The sequence below is a fragment of the Mycobacterium venezuelense genome, from assembly GCF_054919535.1.
Genome location: NZ_JBONDW010000001.1, coordinates 195346 through 215201, shown reverse-complemented (window position 1 = coordinate 215201; position 19856 = coordinate 195346). Strand labels below are relative to the sequence as shown.

Here is a 19856-nt window from a genome sequence, read left to right as displayed (position 1 = left end):
GCCGACGATGCCCACATCACCGCCGCCACAGCGCTCGCTCGTCGCGACCGTCGGATTCTGCTTCTGGCTGGTCGCCGCGGTGTTGTTGATGGTCGGCGGCATGATCGCGGCCGCGGTCTCACTGCCCGGCCTGGACACGCTGGTGTTCCGCGGCACGGGCGTGCTGACCGCGCTCGCCGGCATCGGGATGGCATTCCTGGCCGGCCGCAGCCGCGGCGGCGATCCGCGCTTCCGCCGGGCCGCGATTGCGCTGTCCATCGCGATCGTGGTGATCGTGGCGTTGACGGCCCGGTTCGGGGTGGTGCACATCCTGACCCTGTTCGGGGTGATCCTCCTCATCGTCGGGACGATCCTGAATGCGCTGCCGAAGCCGAGGAGAGATGTTGACTGAGGCCGAGGGGCAGAGCGGAGCGGACGCGCAGGCGCCCGAAGTGCTGTTCTACGAGCAGGGCGCGAGCTGGGCGTGGTTGCTGGCCGGGCCGGCCGCGGGCATCAGCATGGCGATTCTGCAGAGAACGGGCGGATACGGGTACGACCTGTGGATTCCGCTGGCGTTTTTGGTCCTGGTCTCCGGCTTCATCGCGATCCAGATCAAGGCGGCACGCATACACACCTCGGTCGAGCTCACGGCTCAGACACTGCGGCAGGGCACCGAGCGCATCTCGATCGACGAGATCGTGCGGATCTATCCCGAGGCCACCGGATCCGAGGCGCTGAAATGGCAGTCGTTTCGCGCGCTCGGCGAACTGACCGGAGTTCCGCGCGGCCGTACCGGGATTGGTCTCAAACTCACGGGTGATCGCTCCGCCCAGGCCTGGGCGCGTAAGCACCGCCGCCTGCGCGAAACCCTGAGTGCACTCGTCGAGGAGCGGACCCCGTGAAGCGCCGCGCCGTCATCGAGCTCGCGGTCGCGATCCTGGCGGCCGTCGGCTGTGTGCTGAGCTGGCTGGCGGCCAGCTCCACGATCGAGGTCGCACCCATACTGGCCGGTGAACCGGTCACCACGTCGGTCACGTACTCGGCACCGCTTCTGGTGCTTTCGTTGTTGTTGGCCACCGCTGCCGGGGTGCTCGCCGTCCTGGGAATCGCCCGGCTGCGACGCTGAGCCGTGTTCGACTGGCTGCCTGTCACACACGGTGAGTCGGGTGCCGAGGTGTTCCGCAGCCCGGACGGCACGCGATACCGCAAGGTGGTCGGCGCGGCGGCGACAGCCGAACTTGCCGCGGAGCGCGACCGCACTGCGTGGGCGCACGGCTACGGCCTACCCACACCGGATGTGCTCGACTGGGGTGTCACCGAGAACGGCGGCGCTTATCTCGTCACCGGCGCTGTTGACGGAGTTCCCGCCGATCGGCTCGGGGAATCCGGGCTGCGCGCCGCCTGGCCGTCGATCGTGGCTGCGGTTCGTGCATTGCACGACGTTCCGGTGGGCGATTGTCCGTACCGCCGCGACCTCGACACCATGTTGAGTTGGGCGCGCGCCGTCGTTTCCGCAGGCTCCTTCAATCGGGATTTCTTTCGCGACGAGGATCGTGACGTCCCTGCGCCCGTACTGCTGGCGCGCGTTGAACAACAGGTCAATATCCGGCGCAGGCAGGAAGCGCTCGATCTGGTGGTGTGCCACGGGGACTTGGCTCTGCCGAACGTTCTCGTCGATCCCGGCCGGCTCACTGTCACCGGGTTCATCGACCTGGGACGGCTCGGCGTCGCGGATCGGCATGGCGATCTGGCCTTGCTGATCGCCATCACCGCCGACATGTATCCGGGTTTCACCGATGCCGCGGACGACCTGGCCGCGGCGTATCCCTGGCAGACCGATTCGGACCGCCTCCGCTTCTACCTCGAGCTCGACCCGTTGACCTGGGGGTGAGTGTCGTCACACCCATCTTGGTACAAAGTGCAGAATCTGTAACACTGTGTCCATGACTGATCTGGCTGAGCAGCCGCAGCAGCTCGACGCCCTGCCCTTGGGCCCCGAATCCTTGGTGTGGAAGTACTTCGGCGACAACCGCATGTACCTGATCGGACCGCGGCCCGCCGTGTTGCAGAACATGCTGGCCGAGCTTGGCCAGGGCGTGCTCGACCACTCGACGTTCTTCTCCGACACCGCCGAGCGGCTCAAGCGCACGATCCCGCCGATCTTCCGCACGGTGTACGGGACTGAGGACGACAACGCGGGCACCCAGGTTCGCGATTTCCACCACCACGTCAAAGGCGATATGCCGGACGGCGGCCGCTACCACGCGTTGGACCCCGAGACCTACTTCTGGGCCCACGCGACATTCGTCGAGCAGGTGTTCTACTTCGCCGACACCTTCGTCAAGCGCCTGACCGACGCCGAGAAGGAACAGATCTACCTCGAATCCAAGACCTGGTATCGCCGCTATGGCGTGAGCGACCGCCCGATGCCTGCGACGTACGCCGAGTTCGTGCAGTACTGGGACCGGATGATGGATGAGGTCGCCGTGCCGCACAAGTCCGCGCGCTACGGCGTCGGATATGTGACCAAAGGCTTCCCGTGCCCCAAGGCGGTGCACCCCGCGGTCTGGCGGGTCATCGCATTCGTCTTCGACCCGGTCGCGGCTTTCCTGACGACCGGCGGCTTGCCGCCCCGTGCTCGGGACCTGCTCGAACTGCCGTGGAGCGAACGACAGGAACGCAACTATCAACGGTTTGCGGCGTTTTGGAGGTCCCGCCCGGTGAACTGGGTGTGGGATCATCTGCCGATGAGCGTGCGCTACAACAAATTCGCGCAAAAGGGCTATGCCAGGGGCTGACACCGCCAGCGAGGCCATCCTCGACGCCGCACTCGTAGAGTTCGAACGGCACGGCTTTCGCCGGGTCGCGCTCGACGATGTCGCGCGGCGCGCCGGCGTCAGCCGCACCACGATTTACCGCAGGTTCGCCAACCGCGACGAACTGGTCGGGGCCGTGATCGAGCGGGAGAACGTGGCACTGTTCGCCGATATCGCCAACGAGTTGAAAGCCGCAGGGCCGCAGTCGAACTACTACGTCGAAGCGTTTACGCTGTCGATTCTGCGGTTCCGCAGGCACCGGGTGCTCAACCAGATGATCGGTGACGAACCGGCTCTGGTCATGGAGTTGATGCAGAGGCACTACGGCGCGGCGGTCGAGCGCATGGCCGCCGCGCTCCGCGTGATCTTCCCGGCCGGGTTCGCCGACAAGATCGGTGAGCAGACCGTCAACGACCTCGCCGACACGATCCTGCGCTATGCGGCGATGGTGCTGCTGCTGCCCAGTGTGCAGCCGCTGGACTCCGCCGACGACATTCGCGCATTCGCGACGCGGCACTTCCTGCCCAGCCTTCCGGTGTCGCTGCGCGCCGTGCCCGCGTGACAGCAAGCTGATCGCCGCTGTTTGGTAGCTCACATTTCGGGGCAGCCCGATACCCATGGACACCGAAGAAAACCGCAGTACCGAGGCCCCAGAGGTTACCGACGAGCATCGGCAGAAGGCCAAGAAGATCATGGAGGCGTATGAGGACGACCGTCCGACAACGACACTGCCGGGCAGTGGGGGAACGGTCTCCGGAACCATGGTCAACGACTGGGTCGACGACGAGGGAAAGCCGGTCTACGGCAACGACGACAAATAGCGGCGAGCATTGACGCCGCTAGCAGTGCGGCGCCACCTAGGGTGGCAGGCGTGACTCCGTTGGACCAGACTGCGCCCGCATTCGTCGACATGGCCCATGCGATCGTGTGGGCCTCGGTGGCCACCGTCGACGCCGACGGCCGGCCCCGCACCCGCATCCTGCATCCGATCTGGGAATGGGATGGCACCGACCTGTTCGGCTGGGTCGCGACGGTGCCGAGCCCGGTCAAGCGCGCACACCTCGCAGTGAATCCGTATGTGTCCGTGAGTTACTGGACGACGAGCCACGACACGTGCTCGGCCGACTGTCTCGTCGAGTGGTACACCGACGACGAAACCTGCACGCAGGTGTGGGACAAGTTCGCCAACGGCCCGGAGCCCGTCGGCTACGACCCGCACATCATCCCGCAGTGGAGCGAAGGGCCGACGTCGCCGGAATTCGCCGCGCTGCGGCTGACGCCGTACCGGCTACGGGTGATGCCGGGGACGGTCATGATGCAGGGCGCCGGCGAGGTGCTGAGCTGGCACAGCTAGCCGTCTCTTACGTCCCGCTTCGCGGTCAGGGATGTGGCGGTTCTCCGGTCACGCGGTGGTCGGCGTGATTGAGGCCTTCGCGGACCAGGCGACTGAGGTGGCCGTCATTGAGCCGGTAGACGATGTGCCGGCCATCGCGGCGGGTGGCGACGAGACCGGCGAAACGCAATTTGGCGAGGTGCTGGCTGACCGACGTTCGCGAAGCGCCGGTTGCGGCGGTGAGGGCGGCGACGTCGGCCTCGTCCTGGCTCAGAAGCCACAGGACATGCAGGCGGGTGGGGTCGGCGAGCATCCGGAAGATGTCGCTTGCGGTCTCCAGGCGCAGCTGATCGGGCTCGACGTCATGCCGCAGACTGGCCGACGCCGGCGGTTTCTGGGGTGCCGATCGGGTCATGTACATCACCTCGCTGCCGTGACGGGGATCCGGTCGGGCGCCAGATTGAGATCGCTGCCGCTGCGGCGAGTGTAGCCACCACGGTCAGGGCGAGTGCCGCAACGACCTGGCCCAGCGTGGCGCCGACCCAGCCGGCGATCGGGTAGGCCACCAGGAAGCAGGCGTGCGACAGGGAGAACTGCGCGGTGAACACGGCAGTCCGGTTGTCTGTCGTCGAGCCCCGCCGCAGCAGTCGCGCCGATGGGGTGTTGACCATGGAGGTTGCCGCACCAAGCACGATCCACAACGCGCCGAGAGCGATCCACCCGGCCGGCGGTGCGGGCGGCACCGCGATGAACGTCGTCGTCGCGATGAGACCCGCGCACGCGACAACCGCACCGGAGAGCATGACGGTGCGATCGCTCGCCCTGTGCAGGATCCCGGGCGCGGTCAACGCGGCCAGCATGGAGCCGGCGCCGTAGCAGGCGAGTGCCGCGGCCATGCCGGACTGCTGGCCGTCGAGCAGTTCTCGGACATAGACCACGGTGTTGACCACGACCAGGCCGGTCGCGGCCGCCACCGCCATGTTGAGGGCCAGCAGTGCGCGCAACTCGGTCGCCGCGGCCATCACGCGCGCCCCCTGCAGGATCCGATCCCGCAGCCGCCCGGGCCGAGCGGCAACCGGAATGGCGGGAAGCCGGCTCGCGACGACGAGGGCCGCCGAGGCGGCGAATCCGGCGACGGTGCCCAGGAACAGCAGGTGGTACGAGATCACGGTCAGCAATGCGGCTGCCAGCATCGGGCTCAGCAGCGCTTCGAGGTCGTAGGCGAGTCGCGACATCGACAACGCCTGCGTGTAGTCGTCCTCGTCGGGCAGGACCGATGGGATCGCCGACTGGAACGCCGGGGTGAATGTCGCGGAGGCGGCTTGCAGCGCAAACACGAGTACGTAGATCTGCCACACCGCATCGACGAACGGCAGCAGCAGCGCGACCGAGCCGCGCACCATATCGGTTGCCACGAGCAGCGTTCGTCGCGGGATTCGGTCGGTCAGTGCCGACATGAGGGGTGCCACCAGAACGTAGGCGACCATCTTGATCGCCAACGCCGTGCCGAGTACCGCGCCCGCGCGGTTGCCGGCCAAGTCGTAGGCCAATAGGCCGAGCGCGACGGTCAGGAGCCCGGTTCCGACCAGTGCGACGACCTGCGCAGCGAACAACCGGCGGAATACCGGATTCGCCAACGCGCCGGAGCGCCACGTCCGCAGGGAGTGGTCAGTCATGCCGCCATTATTGACTTATGTGCGCACATGCGCACCTAATGGCGCTGTGCTTCTCGGGCCGTGGCCGCGACGATGGAACGATGGTCTCCGATATGCCCGACGACACGCGGTAACGGCATGCTGTCGAACGAGCCCGTTCTCGGAATTCCGCTCATCGTGCTGTGCCTCGGCATGGCGCTCGCGGCTGCGCTCATCTACCGCATAGCTGCGCTAGGGCCGCCTGCCACGGTGCCGTGGGCGACTGTTCGCGCCGGGGTGCAACTGGCGGCCGTGGCCGCGATCCTTGCCGCGGCGATCACCCGGTTGTGGTCGTCGGCGCTCGTGCTGGCGGTGATGTTCACGGTCGCGAGTGTCACGGCCGCGCGCCGGAGCCAGGCGACGCGCGGATCTGCCTTGGTCGCAGTGGCTTTGGCTGCCGGACTGCTGTGTGTGGTGCCCGCGCTGCTGCTGTCCGGGGTGGTGCCCACCACCGGAGTCGCCGTCGTGCCGATCGTCGCGATCGTCCTCGGTGGCACCATGACCGCTGTTGCCGTTGCGGCGCGTCTGGCTCTCGACGCCCTGGTCATGCGCGCCGGCGAAGTCGAGGCGGCGCTGAGTCTCGGTATGACCGACCGGGATTCCCGTCTGGAAGTCATCCGCGGCGCGGCCGCCAATGCCTTGCTGCCGAACCTCGATTCGACCCGGACAGTGGGTTTGGTGACGCTTCCAGGGGCGTTCGTCGGGGTGTTGCTCAGTACCGGGTCGGCGGCTCAGGCAGGCGCGGTGCAGATTCTCGTCCTCGTGGCGCTGCTGCTTTCGCAGAGTTGCGCCGTGGCGATCACCATCGAACTGATCGCCCACGGTCGCATTGCGCGGGCGCGTTATCCCGTGCTTCCGGCTCAGGCCGGTCGATGCCGAATCTTCGGTGTCGGCTCCGTATGGTCGCGGTGGGGCAGAGGCACCAGCATCGAGACCCGGTCCCGGTAATCGCGGTACTGCTGGCCCATGACGCCGACCAGATCCCGCTCTTCGAGCTGAATCGCCACCAGGATGTAGGCCGTGGTGACCGCGGCGAAGAGCAGATGACCGGCGGTCATGGTCGGTGCGGCCCAGAACGCCACGATGAAACCGAGCATGATCGGGTGGCGAATCAGCCGGTACAGCAACACAGTTCGGAATCCGGGCTCACGGTAGGGCTGATCTCGGCCAGCCAGAAACACCTGACGCAGGCCGAACAGATCGAAGTGATTGATCATGAACGTCGAGCTGAGCACGGTGGCCCAGCCCAACCAGAACAACACCCACAACACCGCCCGGCCCGCGGTGGATTCCACGTCCCACACGACGGCGGGCATGGTCCGCCACTGCCAGTACAACAGGAACAGCGCCAGGCTCGCCAACAACACGTAGGTGCTGCGCTCGATGGCCTGCGGGACGAAGCGCGTCCACCACCGTTTGAAGCCGGGCCTGGCCATCGCGCTGTGCTGCAACGCGAACACTGACAACAGCACCAGGTTGACGATCACCGCCTCGACAATCCCGGCCGGGATTCCGGAGTCGACCGTGCGCGGGACCACGAAGTTGCCGACGAAGCCGATCGCATACAGAAATGCCACCAGGAACACCAGGTAGCTCGCGACCCCATAACCGATGATGAACAGGCGCTTCATGGTGAACCTCCCGGTTGCCCGGCCGAAGTAGGCGCCTATTTACTGTAAACCCGAAACCTCCAGGTGAACAGAGGTTTGCGCGCTAGCCAAGGCGGCGCACAAGCAACGCGTCCGGAGTATTGAGCCGGCCCACCACCGCGCGCCACGGGCCACCGAGCAGCGCCGCCGCTTCCCGGGTCGGCACCACACGCGGATCGGTCACCTCGAAGATCTCACCGCCCATCACCGCGCGTCCGCCGCCGGCCGCGAGGAGATTGCGCACCCAGTCCCGGTTCGGTCCGTACGGCAGCAGGATCGCCACCCCGTCGGAGGTGCGGAACATCGTCACCGGGGTGCGGTAAACCGTTCCACTGCGTCGCCCGCGATGTTCGATGAGCGACCACATGCCGAACCGACCCGACAGCGGCCGCACGATCCGGTTGACGACGCGCCGGTTGAACTCAGCGCGCTGATCGGCGAACCGCATCAGACGCGACGCAGTAGCACGGCCTGCTCGAACGGCAAGCGGGCAAAGACCTTCTGCACGCGGCCTTTGACGTGGGCGGCCGCCTCTTCTTTGGTCACCACGCGAGGGTCGGCGAGCCGGATGGTCCTGCCGTGCCGCCGCATGTCGGCTTCGCCGGCGGCCGTGATGTTCTTGAGCCAGTCGCGATTCGGTCCGTAGGTCAGCAGGATCGCAACACCTTCGTCGGTGCCGAACACCGACAGCGGGGTGCGGTAGCGCGTACCGGATTTCCGGCCGACGTGTTCGAGGATCCCGAACGTGGGGGCCCAGCCCGCCCACAGCCGTTGAATGGGGTTGGTGACGTGACGGTTGAACCGCGCCAGCCATTGCGGTAATTGCATCGCCCAATCATGCGCGAATGCCCGGCGGTTCGACCAGATCCGGCTGTGCTGGCGCTCAGCGCCAACTTTGTCGACACTATGGCGTATGGGCTACCTCAAGCCGCCGTGGTTCGTGCGTGCGGTGTTCAACCGGATGGCGCGCCTCAGCAAACAACCACAGCCAATCCGCGTCGTCGCGCAGACGCCGGTGGCCTTGTGAGGCCCGCGACCGACGGCGGGAACGCCGTGACGCCGGTGCCTGACGTCAGCGCGCTTCCGCTGGCGCCACGCAACCCGCTGTCGATCCGTCAGCTCGCGAATGCGGTCCGGGCGCTCGACACCGGGCAGGAGTTGATCCGCGCCGCGGGCGGACCCGTCACCCGCGTGCAACTCGGGCCCAAGTGGCTCGTGCCGCCGTTGGTGGCGGTGTTCTCGCCGGAGGGCATCCGCGACGTGCTCGGCCGCAACGACGCGTTCGCCGAGCGGTGCATAGTCCACGACGAGGTGCGCCACGCCGCAGGAGACAGCCTTTTCGTGCTGCCCAACGAGCAGTGGCGGCCCCGCAAACGCGCCCTGCAGCCGGTCTTCACCAAGCAGAACGTGCGGGCCTTCGGCGGCCACATGGCCGGAGCGGCGCAGGCTGCCGTGGATAGTTGGGCAGACGGCGGCGAGGCGGTCCGTGCCGTCGACCTGGACGCCGAATGCCGCCGGGTCACCATGCAGTCGCTCGGGCGTTCGGTGTTGGGGATCGACCTCAACGAGCGCGCCGGCGTCATCGTCGAACACATGCACGTCGCGTCGTCGTATGCCACGGACCGGGCATTGCGCCCGGTTCGGGCGCCGCGGTGGCTGCCCACCCCGGCCCGCAGCCGGGCCAGGGCCGCCGTTGCGGCCATGCGCGGCGTCGCCGGTGAGATCCTGCACGCCTGTCGCGTCGATCCGGCCCATGACGCGCCGCTGGTGCGGGCGCTGATGGCCGCGACCGACCCGGAGACCGGTCTTGCGATCTCCGACGAGGACATCTGCAACGACCTGCTGATCTTCATGCTGGCCGGCCACGACACGACCGCGACGGCACTCACGTACGCGCTGTGGGCCCTGGGGCACCATCCGGAGATCCAGGACCGCGTGGCCGCCGAGGCCGCCGCGCTGGGCGATCGTGAGCTGACGCCGGCCGACGTGCCGAGCCTGCGCTACACCGTGCAGGTGCTCGACGAGGCGCTACGGATGTGCCCGCCGGCTGCCGGTGTGGGCCGGCTGGCGCTTCAGGACATGGCGGTCGGCGGGTACCGGGTGGAGGCAGGCAGCCTCGTGGCGCTGGGCATCTACGCGGTGCACCACGACCCAGACGTGTGGCCGAATCCGCAGGTCTTCGACCCGGACCGGTTCAGCCCGGAGAATGCGCAAGGGCGCGACCGCTGGCATTTCATCCCGTTCGCGGGTGGTGCGCGCTCGTGCATCGGTGAGCATTTCGCCCGGCTGGAGACGACGCTCGCGCTGGCCACGATCGTCCGGGCGGTCGAGGTCGTCTCGGCCGACGCCGACTTCCCCGTCGACGTGCCGTTCACGACCGTGGCACGGGGTCCGATCAGGGCCAGTGTGCGCGCTCGCAAGCCGAACCACTACACCCTGTAGTTGACGGGTTTGCCTCGACTGGGACACTGGTGGCCATGCGTGTCGATTCTGCGCAGACCCAGCGCTCGGCCCAACTGTTCGCCGACGCCTGCGCCGTCATCCCCGGTGGAGTGAACTCGCCCGTCCGTGCCTTCAACTCGGTGGGCGGCACCCCGAGGTTCATCACGTCGGCCAACGGCTACTGGCTGACCGATGCCGACGGGAACCGCTACGTCGACCTCGTCTGTTCGTGGGGGCCGATGCTGCTCGGCCACGCCCACCCGGCCGTCGTCGAGGCGGTACAGAAGGTGGCCGTCGACGGGCTGAGCTTCGGTGCTCCGACGCCGTCGGAGACCGAACTCGCTGCCGAGATCATCGACCGGGTGGCCCCCGTGGAGATGCTGCGGTTGGTGAACTCGGGCACCGAGGCCACGATGAGCGCGATCCGGCTGGCGCGCGGCTACACCGGCCGAGCCAAGATCATCAAGTTCTCCGGCTGCTATCACGGCCACAGTGACGCGCTGCTGGCCGACGCGGGCTCGGGCGTCGCGACCCTTGGTCTGCCGTCCTCGCCGGGAGTCACGGGCGCGGCCGCGGCCGACACGATCGTGCTGCCGTACAACAACGTGGCGGCCGTCGAAGAGGTGTTCGGCCGGTTCGGCGATGAAATCGCCTGTGTCATCAGCGAAGCCAGCCCGGGCAACATGGGCACGGTGCCGCCGCTGCCCGCTTTCAACGCCGCGTTGCGCCGCATCACCGCCGAGCACGGTGCCCTGCTGATCCTCGATGAGGTCATGACGGGGTTCCGGGTGAGTCGGGCGGGTTGGTACGGCCTGGATCCCGTGGCCGCCGACCTGTTGACGTTCGGAAAGGTCATGAGCGGGGGCCTGCCCGCCGCCGCGTTCGGCGGCAGCGCCGAGGTCATGGGCCGGTTGGCTCCGCTCGGCCCCGTCTATCAGGCGGGGACGCTGTCGGGTAACCCGGTGGCGATGGCCGCCGGGCTGGCCACACTGCGCAACGCCGACGACGCGGCCTACGCCAGGGTCGACGCCAACGCCGACCGATTGGCCCGTCTCCTCACCGATGCGTTGAGCCAGGCGAGTGTGGCCCACCGGGTGCAGCGCGCCGGGAACATGCTCAGCGTGTTCTTCACCGACGAGCCGGTCAACGACTTCACCGCGGCCAAAGCCACCGAAACCTGGCGTTTCCCGGCCTTCTTCCACGCGCTGCTGGATGCCGGGGTGTACCCGCCGTGCAGCGCGTTCGAAACCTGGTTCGTCTCAGCGGCTTTGGATGACGACGCGTTCTCCCGGATCGCCGACGCACTGCCCGCCGCCGCACGCGCCGCCGCGGAGGCCAAGGCGTGAACGACAGTGCGGTGCCGGTCAGAACGACCGTGCATGTGATGCGGCACGGCGAGGTGCACAACCCGGAGAAGGTGCTCTACGGTCGGCTGCCGGATTACCACCTGTCCGAGCGTGGGCGCGCGCAGGCGCAGGCCGCCGCGGACTGGCTCGCGGACCACGACATCGTCTACGTCGTGGCCTCCCCGCTGGAGCGGGCGCAGGAGACGGCAGCGCCGATCGCCGAACGCCACGGTCTGTCGATCGATACCGATGACGATCTCATCGAGTCGTGGAACACGTTCGAGGGCAAGCGCGTATCGCCCGGCGACGGCGCGCTGCGTGACCCGAGGAACTGGCCGCTGTTGCGTAATCCCAGCAAGCCCTCATGGGGTGAGCCGTATGCCGAGATCGCCCCGCGCATGATGGCCGCCCTGCACCGGGCGCGCCTCAAGGCGGCGGGTCATGAAGCCGTATGCGTGAGCCATCAGCTTCCGGTCGAGACGCTGCGGCGCGCGATGATCGGGCGCAAGCTCGCGCATCTGCCGTTGCCGCACAGCCGGTTGTGCAATCTGGCATCCGTCACGTCGTTCACGTTCGACGGCGACCGCCTGATCCGGTGGGGTTACACGGAGCCCTGGGGAATCTGATGCGAGGGTTTGTCGCCCGGGCGTGCATCGGGGTGTTGGCAGCGCTGCTGGCGCTGCTGACCGGATGCTCGACCGGTGACGACGCGGTCGCCCAGGGCGGCACGTTCGAGTTCGTCGCCCCCGGCGGAAAGACCGACATCTTCTACGACCCGCCCGAAAAGCGCGGTCGCCCAGGCGCATTGACCGGCCCGGATCTTCTCGACCCGGCGAAGATCATCTCGCTCGACGACTTCGCGGGCAAAGTGGTCGTGATCAACGTGTGGGGTCAGTGGTGTGGCCCGTGCCGCACCGAGATCACCGAGCTGCAGCAGGTCTACGAGGCAACGCGGTCGGCAGGCGTCGCGTTCCTGGGAATCGACGTGCGCGACAACAATCGCGAGGCCGCAGTCGATTTCGTCACCGACCGCAAGGTGACGTTCCCGTCGATCTACGACCCGCCAATGCGCACCATGATCGCGTTCGGCGGCAAATACCCGACGACCGTCATCCCCTCGACCGTGGTGCTGGACCGTCAGCACCGGGTCGCTGCGGTGTTCCTGCGCGAGCTGTTGGCCGAGGACCTGCAACCGTTGGTGACGCGGCTCGCCGCCGAGCCGGGTGAGGCTCCGGCGCCTCAGGAGTCGAAGCCATGACCGGATTCGCCGAGATCGCCGCGGCGGGACCGGTACTGCTGGCCCTGGGTGTGAGCGTGCTGGCCGGCCTGGTGTCCTTCGCGTCGCCGTGTGTGGTGCCGCTCGTCCCGGGCTACCTGTCGTACCTCGCCGCGGTCGTCGGTGTCTCCGAGGACCAGCCCGGTCAGGTTGCGGTCAAGACCGCCCGGCTGCGGGTGGCCGGCGCGGCAGCCCTGTTCGTCGCGGGGTTCACGGTCGTCTTCCTGCTCGGCGCGGTCGCGGTGCTCGGGATGACCACCACGCTGATCGCCAATCAGCTTCTGCTGCAACGCATCGGCGGCGTCGTCACGATCGTGATGGGGCTGGTGTTCGTCGGGTTCATCCCGGCGCTGCAACGCCAGGCCCGCTTCACACCACGCCAGTTGTCGACGGTCGCGGGTGCCCCGCTGCTGGGCGCGGTGTTCGCGCTGGGCTGGACGCCGTGCCTCGGCCCCACGTTGACGGGCGTGATCGCGGTCGCCTCGGCGACCGACGGATCCACCGTCGCGCGCGGTGTCGCGCTGGTCTTGGCCTACTGCCTCGGCCTCGGCATACCGTTCGTGCTTCTGGCACTGGGCTCGGCGCGCGCGGTGCAGGGGCTCGGCTGGTTGCGCCGCCACACCAGGACCATTCAGATCTTCGGTGGCGTCCTGTTGATTCTCGTCGGCACGGCGCTCGTCACCGGCCTGTGGAACGAGTTCGTGTCCTGGGTGCGTGACGCGTTCGTGTCCGACGTCAGGTTGCCGATATGACCGCGGTCTCGCGCCTGTTCGCGTTGATCCGCAACACCTGGCGCACGCTCACGTCCATGGGCACCGCATTGGTGCTGCTGTTCCTGCTCGCACTCGCCGCCATCCCCGGTGCTCTCTTGCCGCAGCGCAGCCTCAACGAATCCAAGGTCGACGAGTATCTCGCCGCGCATCCGACCATGGGCCCGTGGCTGGACCGGCTGCAGGCCTTCGACGTGTTTTCGAGCTTCTGGTTCACCGCGATCTATGTGCTGCTGTTCATCTCGCTCGTCGGCTGCCTGACGCCGCGGCTCATCGAGCACGTCCGCAGCCTGCGTGCGGTGCCGGTCGCGGCGCCGCGCAACCTGCGCCGCCTGCCCAAACACCACATCGAGCAGGTCAGCGGCGATCCGGCGGAGTTGGCGCGGACCATGACGCGACGGCTCAAGGGCTGGCGCACCGTCACGCGCCGACAAGACGACGAGAGCACCGAAATCTCGGCGGAGAAGGGCTATCTGCGCGAGTTCGGCAACATCGTCTTCCACTTCTCGCTTCTCGGTCTGCTGGTCGCGGTCGCCGCGGGCAAGCTGTTCGGTTACGAGGGCAACGTGATCGTGATCGCCGACGGCGGCCCCGGTTTCTGTACGGCATCACCGGCCGCGTTCGACTCCTTCCGGGCGGGCAACACCGTCGACGGCACCTCGCTGAACCCGATGTGTTTGCGCGTCAACAACTTCGAGGCCGACTACCTGCCATCCGGTCAGGCATTGTCGTTCGCCGCCGACATCGACTACCAGGCCGGCGAGGACCTGACCAACGACACGTGGCGGCCCTACCGGCTTGAGGTCAACCACCCGCTGCGGATCGGCGGCGACCGAGTCTACCTGCAGGGGCGTGGTTATGCGCCGTCGTTCACCGTCACCTTCCCGGACGGACAGACCCGCAGCCAGACGATCCAGTGGCGGCCCGAGGAACAGATCACGTTCCTGTCGTCGGGCGTCGTGCGCATCGACCCGCCCGCGGGCACCTATCCCGACGCAGACGAGCGCCGCAAGAACCAGATCGCGATCCAGGGGCTGTTCGCGCCCACCAAGCAGCTCGACGGCACGCTGTTGTCGTCGAGCTTCCCGGCCCTCAACGACCCCGCGGTGGCGGTCGACATCTATCGCGGGGACACCGGCCTCGACACCGGCCGCCCGCAGTCCCTGTTCTCCCTCGATCCGCGGCTGATCGGCCAGAACCGGCTCACCAAGGTGGCGCGCGTCAATCTCGAGGAAGGCCAGGAGACGACGCTCGACGACGGCACGCGGGTGCGCTTCGACGGGGCCAAGCCCTTCGTGAATCTGCAGGTGTCCCATGACCCCGCCCAGATCTGGGTGCTGGTGTTCGCGCTGTCGATGATGGCCGGGCTGTTGGTGTCGTTGGTCGTGCGCAGGCGCCGCGTCTGGGTTCGGATCGAACCCGCCGGGGCGGGTACCGTGAGCGTCGAGTTTGGCGGGCTGGCCCGCACCGACAACTCCGGATGGGGTGACGAGTTCGAGCGGTTGACCGAGCGGCTCTTGGAGGGCTGTGAGGTGCCGGCCAGGGAGAAGGCGGATCAGTGAATACCGAACACATCGACATAGGGCTGGCCAGATACTCGGACTGGGCGTTCACGTCGTCGGTTCTGGTTCTCGTGGGCGGGCTGCTGCTGCTGGCGGTCGAGCTGGCCTACAGCCGCAGCCGTCGCGTCGAGACGCGTGAGCTCGTCGGCGCGACCGTCGGTGCCGACAGTGCCACCCCCGGCGTCGTCCTCGATGAGCCCAAGCGCTCGTTCGACGAGCGCATCGGCAAGACCGGTTTGGCCCTGACCTATGTCGGTATCGGCCTGCTGCTGGTGTGCATCGTGCTGCGCGGCCTTGCGACCTCGCGCGTGCCGTGGGGCAACATGTACGAGTTCATCAACCTGACCTGCTTCTGCGGGCTGGTCGCGGCCGCCGTCGTGCTGCGTCGTCCGCAGTACCGCACGCTGTGGGTGTTCGTCCTGCTGCCCGTGCTGATCCTGCTGACCGTGTCGGGTCGCTGGCTCTACACGCACGCCGCTCCGGTGATGCCCGCGCTGCAGTCGTACTGGCTGCCCATCCACGTGTCGGTGGTCAGCCTCGGCTCGGGTGTGTTCCTGGTGGCCGGCGTCGCGAGCATCCTGTTCCTCGTCAAGATGTCGCCGCTGGCCGAGCGCGACAACGGCGTGGGCCGGGTGATCCAACGCCTGCCCGATGCTCAGACCCTGGACCGCATCGCGTATCGCACCACGATCTTCGCGTTCCCGGTGTTCGGCTTCGGCGTGATCTTCGGAGCCATCTGGGCCGAGGAAGCGTGGGGGCGCTATTGGGGCTGGGACCCCAAGGAGACGGTGTCGTTCATCGCGTGGGTGGTCTACGCCGCCTACCTGCACGCCCGTTCGACCGCAGGTTGGCGCGACCGCAAGGCCGCCTGGATCAACGTCGTGGGATTCGTCGCGATGGTCTTCAACCTGTTCTTCATCAATCTGGTTACCGTCGGCCTGCATTCGTACGCCGGCGTCGGCTAGGGATATTTCGCGAGCGTCCCGCGTCCCGCGGCTCGCGGTGTCTCGCGTCCTTGGGTCCAGCGTCGCCATTGTCCAGGCGCTCGGGCCCCGCTTCGCCGTCGCCCCGGCGGTGTCGGTGCGCCCGGCTGATAGCGACAAAGTCGCGGAAACCGCCTCGTGTGCCTCCTCAGCACCTTGAACCTCAGTGGTCAAATCCCATGGCTCACTTGGGCCTCTGCGGTAGCACAGGCCTCGTTCATTACGTGCCCGTCCTGCGCGCGACATTGTCGCTGAGTGACAACCCCGGGGGGATGCGCCGACGACGGACTGGGCAAGTAGGCACGCACGGTGTCAGCGGTGCCACCCCAGCGGGTGTTGTCGCGACCGATGGCGCGGCACATGCGCGCCAGTAACGTGGTGGCGGTCTGAGGCGCGTTTTTCCGCCACAGCGTTACTGGCGCGGTCGCGTCGGCCGGTATCTGGGGCCACGAAACGCGCGCGCGACATTGTCGCTACAAGGCGGGCGTGCCAAATGACGTGTCGCACGTGGCCAGAGGGCCATGAGTGTCCAGTGTTGCTCGCGCCGTGGGGCCCAAGTGAATCATGTTGCCCAGGAGGTGTTTTCAGCGACATTGTCGCTCATATGCGGGCCGCACGGCACCTGCTTGCCCGTCGCCGACGACTTGTCGGTAGCCGGTGGCATCGTGACGCCATGTCAGACAAGTACCTGCTCAGAGGCATCGAACTGCGTTATGTGCTGACCATGCAGCTACTGCGGCACGGGCCTCAGTCGGTGGCCGATCTGGCCGATGCACTTCGCGAGCAAGGCTTCACCACCAAGGGCAGACCGTCGAAGGCGATCTCCGACGCACTGCGGTGGGAAATCAACCACGGTCGCGTCCACCGGATTCGGTATGGCAAGTACCGGCCGGCGTCGATGCCCCGTTCCACCGAGTACCGGATCAGGAACCGGGTCCTGGCGCTGTGCGAGGCCGCGGCCGAGCTCACCGCACGAGATGCCGACGCGTTCTGGAACGCGCTCGGCGCCTGACGGCGACCGGCACGCGCCCTCACACACCGGCGCGCTATCGTCGGGCCCGAGGTTGTCCGAGCAGAGGGGATTTCGTGTCCGAGTCATCCGAACACCCGGTGGACGAGTCGACGACCGGACCGGAAACCCCGCCCGCCGAACCAAGCAACGCCGACCAGCCCCTTGCCGAACCTCCGGTCGTCGAACAGCCCGTCGTCCCGTCGGTCTTCGCGCCGGTGCCCGGCTTCCGCGGTCAGCAGCGGTTCAGCGATCCCGCCAAGGCCGGTGTGTCGACACCGCTGCCCGCGGAGTGGACGGCTCCGACACCGCCCCAGGGAATCCCGGTGATCACCCCGCCGCCCGCGCCTGCCGCACCGCCCGCTGCAGGCATTGAGCGGCCCGCCGCCGGAGCCGTTGAGCCGCCCGCCGCCGGTGACTTCGCCACGCCCTATCGCGACCTCTCGACCACCGCCCTGCTGGGGCAACGCAAGCCTCCGCCGTCGGCGGGCTGGCGCAAGTGGCTGTATGTCGCCTCGTTCAAACAGATCAACGTCGGTGAGAGCCCGAAGATCACCCATCGCAACAGCCTCGTCGCGGAGGTCAGCCAGCCGCTGCAGGGTTGCTACCGCATTGCGCTGCTGTCGCTCAAGGGTGGCGTCGGTAAGACGACGATCACCGCGACGCTGGGCGCCACCTTCGCCTCGATCCGGGGTGACCGCGTCGTGGCAGTCGACGCCAACCCGGACCGTGGCACCCTGAGCCAGAAGGTGCCGCTGGAGACCGCCGCCACGGTGCGGCACTTGCTGCGCGACGCCGAGGGCATCGAACGGTACAGCGATGTCCGCGCCTACACGTCGCAGGGGCCGAGCCGCCTGGAGGTGTTGGCCTCGGAGAGTGATCCGGCCGTGTCGGAGGCTTTCAGTTCCGAGGACTATCTGCGTGCCCTTGAGGTACTGGAGCGGTTCTACAGCCTCGTGCTCACCGACTGCGGCACCGGCCTGATGCATTCGGCGATGTCGGCTGTGCTGTCGAAGGCCGATGTGTTGGTGGTGATCAGCTCGGGGTCGGTCGACGGCGCGCGCAGTGCCTCAGCAACTCTCGACTGGCTCGACGCGCACGGTCATCAGGATCTTGTGCGCAATTCGATCGCGGTGATCAACGCAGTGCGGCCGCGGTCGGGCAAGGTGGATCTGGCGAAGGTCGTGGACCACTTCTCCAGGCGCTGCCGCGCGGTCCGCCTCGTGCCCTTCGATCCGCACCTCGAGGAAGGCGCCGAGATCAGCCTGGACCGGCTCAAGCCCAAGACCCGTGAAGCGCTCATCGAGTTGGCCGCGGTGGTGGCCGGCGACTTCGCCGGGGCGCACCGGTCCGGCGGACCGCGCGGTTGATCCGCGCTAGGTCCGCGGGTTGTCGCCGTGCCCGAGCCGCCGCAAGAAGTCCGGGTCGTCGTCCGGACCGATGACGCGCGTGCGCGGTTGATTGCCCGCAACGCGTGCCAGCCGCCAGCCGACATAGACCAGGCAGGCCACTGCAAGAATAAGGAGCAGGTACGCCACTCGAAACCTCCTTGATCCGAATATACGCGTCGTCGGTAGGCTCGGGAGGGTGTCAGCAAGTCGTCCCGCTTCCCGCATGATTGCCGATGTGCTGGCCTACCTGCTGGCCAGGCTCGTCCTCGTGGCGGTGCTGGCCGCAGCGATTTTCGGGGCAGGGCACCTGTTCATCGAGGACTTCCCCGTCGTGGTGGCGTTGTTGTTCGCTCTGGTGATCGCGTTGCCGCTGGGCATCTGGTTGTTCCGGCCCTTGCGCGAGCGGGCCACCGCCTCGATCGCGGTGTTCGACGAACGCAGGCGCAAGGATCGCGAACAACTGCAGGCCCGGCTGCGCGGCGACGAGCCGCCCGCGCAGCAGTGAGAGAGGCGTTCGGCGCGGAATTCGCGGGTGCCGAAGGATTTCTGAATTCGCCGACTTATGGGTTGCCGCCGCAGTTTCTGGTGGACGCGTTGCACCGCTGTATCGCCGAGTGGCAAGCCGGCACGATGGACGCGGCCTCGTTCGATGAACCGGTGCGGCTCGCACGGGCCGGGTACGCGACGCTTGCCGGGGTACCTGCCGAATCGGTGACGTTCGCGGGCAATGTGTCGGCCGCATTGGGGTTGGTGGCGGCAGCGGTTCCCGACGGCAGTCGCGTCGCGGTGCTCAAGGGGGAATTCACCAGTACCACTTTCCCGTTCGCCGCGCAGGGGTCCCGCGGCGTGACGGTCACCGAACTCACGGCCGACGAACTCGTCGCCGGCGCCGCCGAATACGACGTGATCGCCGTCAGCCTCGTGCAGTCAGCCACCGGGTCAGTGCTGGATTCGGCGACGTTACGCACCGCGGTGGCGGGCACCGACACCCTCACTGTGCTCGATGTCACGCAGGCGGCCGGCTGGAAGCACCTCGACCTGGGCTGGGCCGACGTCACCGTTGCCGGTGTGTACAAATGGCTGTTGGCGCCCCGCGGGACGGCGTGGATGTCGTTGAGCGACAGGGTCGCAGCGCGGATGACTCCGCACGCGGCTAACTGGTATGCGGGCGATGAACCGTGGCAGTCGATCTACGGTCTGCCGTTGCGGTTGGCGCGTGACGCCCGCCGGTTCGACGCCTCCCCGGCCTGGTTCGCCATGCTCGGCGCGGGTCTGACATTGCCGTGGCTGGCTTCGCTGGACCCGGCGGCGGTCGAGTCGCACACAGTGGGCCTGGCTAACCGGCTTCGGGCTGAGATCGGCTTACCGCAGCAAGATTCGGCGATCGTGTCCCTACCCGTGGCAGATGCCGCGGAACCCTTGCACCGCGCCGGTATTCGCGCCGCTGTGCGAGCGGGCGCGGTCCGCGTGGGCTTTCACCTGTACAACACCGAAGACGATCTCGATCGGCTACTCGACGCGCTGGGGGATAACCGGTAATCGGCATTGGGTGCCAGCGTTGACGCTATTCGCGGCGCTGAGCGCGAAGCTGGAATTGCTCGAATTG

At 67.6% G+C, this 19856-nt stretch carries 26 protein-coding genes; 20 read left to right on the top strand and 6 right to left on the bottom strand.

Features of this window, described 5'->3' with window-relative positions; all coding sequences use genetic code 11:
• The first annotated feature begins 7 nt into the window (after nt 1-7).
• Genes ACRCUN_RS01055 through ACRCUN_RS01020 form a run of 8 tightly spaced genes read left to right on the top strand, consistent with a single transcriptional unit; the run spans nt 8 to nt 4149 of the window.
• Nucleotides 8-391: a hypothetical protein gene (locus ACRCUN_RS01055; RefSeq protein WP_462139803.1), complete on the top strand. Its 384-nt coding sequence runs from the start codon at nt 8-10 to the stop codon at nt 389-391.
• A complete protein-coding gene (locus ACRCUN_RS01050; RefSeq protein WP_462139802.1) occupies nt 381-881 on the top strand; it encodes a transport-regulating membrane protein Mce1N in 501 nt (166 codons plus the stop codon). The genes ACRCUN_RS01055 and ACRCUN_RS01050 overlap by 11 nt, the downstream gene beginning before the upstream one ends.
• The gene (locus tag ACRCUN_RS01045) at nt 878-1105 is read left to right on the top strand and encodes a hypothetical protein (RefSeq protein ID WP_462139801.1); all 228 of its coding nucleotides are present in this window, start codon (nt 878-880) and stop codon (nt 1103-1105) included. Before ACRCUN_RS01050 ends, ACRCUN_RS01045 begins: the two co-directional genes overlap by 4 nt.
• Before the next feature lie 3 nt (nt 1106-1108).
• Complete coding sequence (locus ACRCUN_RS01040) at nt 1109-1870, top strand: APH(3'') family aminoglycoside O-phosphotransferase (RefSeq protein ID WP_462139800.1); 762 nt, start codon at nt 1109-1111, stop codon at nt 1868-1870.
• A 52-nt stretch (nt 1871-1922) separates the two neighbouring features.
• The gene (locus ACRCUN_RS01035; protein WP_462139799.1) at nt 1923-2777 is read left to right on the top strand and encodes an oxygenase MpaB family protein; all 855 of its coding nucleotides are present in this window, start codon (nt 1923-1925) and stop codon (nt 2775-2777) included.
• Nucleotides 2764-3357 (top strand): TetR/AcrR family transcriptional regulator, encoded by a 594-nt coding sequence (locus ACRCUN_RS01030; RefSeq protein ID WP_462139798.1) that lies wholly within the window; start codon nt 2764-2766, stop codon nt 3355-3357. Before ACRCUN_RS01035 ends, ACRCUN_RS01030 begins: the two co-directional genes overlap by 14 nt.
• A gap of 55 nt (nt 3358-3412) precedes the next feature.
• A complete protein-coding gene (locus tag ACRCUN_RS01025) occupies nt 3413-3616 on the top strand; it encodes a hypothetical protein (RefSeq protein WP_462139797.1) in 204 nt (67 codons plus the stop codon).
• Between the two features lie 50 nt (nt 3617-3666).
• A complete protein-coding gene (locus ACRCUN_RS01020) occupies nt 3667-4149 on the top strand; it encodes a pyridoxamine 5'-phosphate oxidase family protein (RefSeq protein ID WP_462139796.1) in 483 nt (160 codons plus the stop codon).
• 25 nt (nt 4150-4174) lie between these two features.
• Here the strand turns inward: ACRCUN_RS01020 and ACRCUN_RS01015 are convergent, their stop codons facing one another.
• Nucleotides 4175-4543: an ArsR/SmtB family transcription factor gene (locus ACRCUN_RS01015; RefSeq protein WP_462139795.1), complete on the bottom strand. Its 369-nt coding sequence runs from the start codon at nt 4541-4543 to the stop codon at nt 4175-4177.
• On the bottom strand, nt 4491-5804 hold the full coding sequence (locus ACRCUN_RS01010) for an MFS transporter (RefSeq protein ID WP_462139794.1): 1314 nt from the start codon (nt 5802-5804) through the stop codon (nt 4491-4493). The genes ACRCUN_RS01015 and ACRCUN_RS01010 overlap by 53 nt, the downstream gene beginning before the upstream one ends.
• Before the next feature lie 117 nt (nt 5805-5921).
• Between ACRCUN_RS01010 and ACRCUN_RS01005 the strand changes: the two genes are divergently transcribed.
• Nucleotides 5922-6770: an ABC transporter permease gene (locus ACRCUN_RS01005; protein WP_462139793.1), complete on the top strand. Its 849-nt coding sequence runs from the start codon at nt 5922-5924 to the stop codon at nt 6768-6770.
• Here ACRCUN_RS01005 and mddA read toward each other — a convergent pair.
• The 3 genes from mddA to ACRCUN_RS00990 all read right to left on the bottom strand — a co-directional run bounded on the left by mddA (nt 6683) and on the right by ACRCUN_RS00990 (nt 8299).
• On the bottom strand, nt 6683-7453 hold the full coding sequence (gene mddA / locus ACRCUN_RS01000; RefSeq protein ID WP_462139792.1) for a methanethiol S-methyltransferase: 771 nt from the start codon (nt 7451-7453) through the stop codon (nt 6683-6685). The two genes, ACRCUN_RS01005 and mddA, sit on opposite strands and share 88 nt — an antisense overlap.
• Before the next feature lie 82 nt (nt 7454-7535).
• Complete coding sequence (locus ACRCUN_RS00995; RefSeq protein WP_462139791.1) at nt 7536-7919, bottom strand: nitroreductase family deazaflavin-dependent oxidoreductase; 384 nt, start codon at nt 7917-7919, stop codon at nt 7536-7538.
• The gene (locus tag ACRCUN_RS00990; protein ID WP_462139790.1) at nt 7919-8299 is read right to left on the bottom strand and encodes a nitroreductase family deazaflavin-dependent oxidoreductase; all 381 of its coding nucleotides are present in this window, start codon (nt 8297-8299) and stop codon (nt 7919-7921) included. Before ACRCUN_RS00990 ends, ACRCUN_RS00995 begins: the two co-directional genes overlap by 1 nt.
• Nucleotides 8300-8494: 195 nt before the next feature.
• Here ACRCUN_RS00990 and ACRCUN_RS00985 point away from each other — a divergent pair, with 195 nt between their 5' ends.
• The 9 genes from ACRCUN_RS00985 (at nt 8495) to ACRCUN_RS00945 (ending at nt 18229) form a co-directional block, all read left to right on the top strand.
• Nucleotides 8495-9913 (top strand): cytochrome P450, encoded by a 1419-nt coding sequence (locus ACRCUN_RS00985; protein WP_462139789.1) that lies wholly within the window; start codon nt 8495-8497, stop codon nt 9911-9913.
• Nucleotides 9914-9948: 35 nt separating this feature from the next.
• Nucleotides 9949-11259, top strand: a complete 1311-nt coding sequence (gene hemL, locus ACRCUN_RS00980; RefSeq protein ID WP_462139788.1) for a glutamate-1-semialdehyde 2,1-aminomutase — start codon at nt 9949-9951, stop codon at nt 11257-11259.
• A gap of 38 nt (nt 11260-11297) precedes the next feature.
• On the top strand, nt 11298-11885 hold the full coding sequence (locus ACRCUN_RS00975; protein WP_462140106.1) for a histidine phosphatase family protein: 588 nt from the start codon (nt 11298-11300) through the stop codon (nt 11883-11885).
• Nucleotides 11885-12517: a TlpA disulfide reductase family protein gene (locus ACRCUN_RS00970; RefSeq protein ID WP_462139787.1), complete on the top strand. Its 633-nt coding sequence runs from the start codon at nt 11885-11887 to the stop codon at nt 12515-12517. Before ACRCUN_RS00975 ends, ACRCUN_RS00970 begins: the two co-directional genes overlap by 1 nt.
• Nucleotides 12514-13287 (top strand): cytochrome c biogenesis CcdA family protein, encoded by a 774-nt coding sequence (locus ACRCUN_RS00965; RefSeq protein WP_462139786.1) that lies wholly within the window; start codon nt 12514-12516, stop codon nt 13285-13287. Before ACRCUN_RS00970 ends, ACRCUN_RS00965 begins: the two co-directional genes overlap by 4 nt.
• On the top strand, nt 13284-14867 hold the full coding sequence (gene resB / locus ACRCUN_RS00960) for a cytochrome c biogenesis protein ResB (protein WP_462139785.1): 1584 nt from the start codon (nt 13284-13286) through the stop codon (nt 14865-14867). The genes ACRCUN_RS00965 and resB overlap by 4 nt, the downstream gene beginning before the upstream one ends.
• On the top strand, nt 14864-15832 hold the full coding sequence (ccsB, locus tag ACRCUN_RS00955; RefSeq protein WP_462139784.1) for a c-type cytochrome biogenesis protein CcsB: 969 nt from the start codon (nt 14864-14866) through the stop codon (nt 15830-15832). Before resB ends, ccsB begins: the two co-directional genes overlap by 4 nt.
• A gap of 691 nt (nt 15833-16523) precedes the next feature.
• Nucleotides 16524-16862: a hypothetical protein gene (locus ACRCUN_RS00950; RefSeq protein WP_462139783.1), complete on the top strand. Its 339-nt coding sequence runs from the start codon at nt 16524-16526 to the stop codon at nt 16860-16862.
• Between the two features lie 74 nt (nt 16863-16936).
• A complete protein-coding gene (locus tag ACRCUN_RS00945; RefSeq protein ID WP_462139782.1) occupies nt 16937-18229 on the top strand; it encodes a MinD/ParA family ATP-binding protein in 1293 nt (430 codons plus the stop codon).
• A gap of 6 nt (nt 18230-18235) precedes the next feature.
• Here the strand turns inward: ACRCUN_RS00945 and ACRCUN_RS00940 are convergent, their stop codons facing one another.
• Nucleotides 18236-18397, bottom strand: coding sequence for a hypothetical protein (locus ACRCUN_RS00940; RefSeq protein ID WP_462139781.1), 162 nt, complete (start codon nt 18395-18397; stop codon nt 18236-18238).
• A gap of 76 nt (nt 18398-18473) precedes the next feature.
• Here ACRCUN_RS00940 and ACRCUN_RS00935 point away from each other — a divergent pair, with 76 nt between their 5' ends.
• The gene (locus tag ACRCUN_RS00935; RefSeq protein WP_462140105.1) at nt 18474-18755 is read left to right on the top strand and encodes a DUF4229 domain-containing protein; all 282 of its coding nucleotides are present in this window, start codon (nt 18474-18476) and stop codon (nt 18753-18755) included.
• Nucleotides 18752-19789, top strand: a complete 1038-nt coding sequence (locus ACRCUN_RS00930) for an aminotransferase class V-fold PLP-dependent enzyme (RefSeq protein ID WP_462139780.1) — start codon at nt 18752-18754, stop codon at nt 19787-19789. Before ACRCUN_RS00935 ends, ACRCUN_RS00930 begins: the two co-directional genes overlap by 4 nt.
• Nucleotides 19790-19856 lie beyond the last annotated feature (67 nt).

Excerpts from the sequence above, each read along its gene's own strand:
- ACRCUN_RS01055 (WP_462139803.1), top strand. The coding sequence starts at position 8 with ATGCCCACATCACCGCCGCCACAGCGCTCGCTCGTCGCGACCGTCGGA.
- ACRCUN_RS01050 (WP_462139802.1), top strand. The coding sequence starts at position 381 with ATGTTGACTGAGGCCGAGGGGCAGAGCGGAGCGGACGCGCAGGCGCCC.
- ACRCUN_RS01035 (WP_462139799.1), top strand. The coding sequence starts at position 1,923 with ATGACTGATCTGGCTGAGCAGCCGCAGCAGCTCGACGCCCTGCCCTTG.
- ACRCUN_RS01030 (WP_462139798.1), top strand. The coding sequence starts at position 2,764 with ATGCCAGGGGCTGACACCGCCAGCGAGGCCATCCTCGACGCCGCACTC.
- ACRCUN_RS01025 (WP_462139797.1), top strand. The coding sequence starts at position 3,413 with ATGGACACCGAAGAAAACCGCAGTACCGAGGCCCCAGAGGTTACCGAC.
- ACRCUN_RS01015 (WP_462139795.1), bottom strand. The coding sequence starts at position 4,543 with ATGACCCGATCGGCACCCCAGAAACCGCCGGCGTCGGCCAGTCTGCGG.
- ACRCUN_RS01010 (WP_462139794.1), bottom strand. The coding sequence starts at position 5,804 with ATGACTGACCACTCCCTGCGGACGTGGCGCTCCGGCGCGTTGGCGAAT.
- ACRCUN_RS01005 (WP_462139793.1), top strand. The coding sequence starts at position 5,922 with ATGCTGTCGAACGAGCCCGTTCTCGGAATTCCGCTCATCGTGCTGTGC.
- mddA (WP_462139792.1), bottom strand. The coding sequence starts at position 7,453 with ATGAAGCGCCTGTTCATCATCGGTTATGGGGTCGCGAGCTACCTGGTG.
- ACRCUN_RS00995 (WP_462139791.1), bottom strand. The coding sequence starts at position 7,919 with ATGCGGTTCGCCGATCAGCGCGCTGAGTTCAACCGGCGCGTCGTCAAC.
- ACRCUN_RS00990 (WP_462139790.1), bottom strand. The coding sequence starts at position 8,299 with ATGCAATTACCGCAATGGCTGGCGCGGTTCAACCGTCACGTCACCAAC.
- hemL (WP_462139788.1), top strand. The coding sequence starts at position 9,949 with ATGCGTGTCGATTCTGCGCAGACCCAGCGCTCGGCCCAACTGTTCGCC.
- ACRCUN_RS00975 (WP_462140106.1), top strand. The coding sequence starts at position 11,298 with ATGCGGCACGGCGAGGTGCACAACCCGGAGAAGGTGCTCTACGGTCGG.
- ACRCUN_RS00970 (WP_462139787.1), top strand. The coding sequence starts at position 11,885 with ATGCGAGGGTTTGTCGCCCGGGCGTGCATCGGGGTGTTGGCAGCGCTG.
- ACRCUN_RS00965 (WP_462139786.1), top strand. The coding sequence starts at position 12,514 with ATGACCGGATTCGCCGAGATCGCCGCGGCGGGACCGGTACTGCTGGCC.
- resB (WP_462139785.1), top strand. The coding sequence starts at position 13,284 with ATGACCGCGGTCTCGCGCCTGTTCGCGTTGATCCGCAACACCTGGCGC.
- ACRCUN_RS00950 (WP_462139783.1), top strand. The coding sequence starts at position 16,524 with ATGTCAGACAAGTACCTGCTCAGAGGCATCGAACTGCGTTATGTGCTG.
- ACRCUN_RS00935 (WP_462140105.1), top strand. The coding sequence starts at position 18,474 with ATGATTGCCGATGTGCTGGCCTACCTGCTGGCCAGGCTCGTCCTCGTG.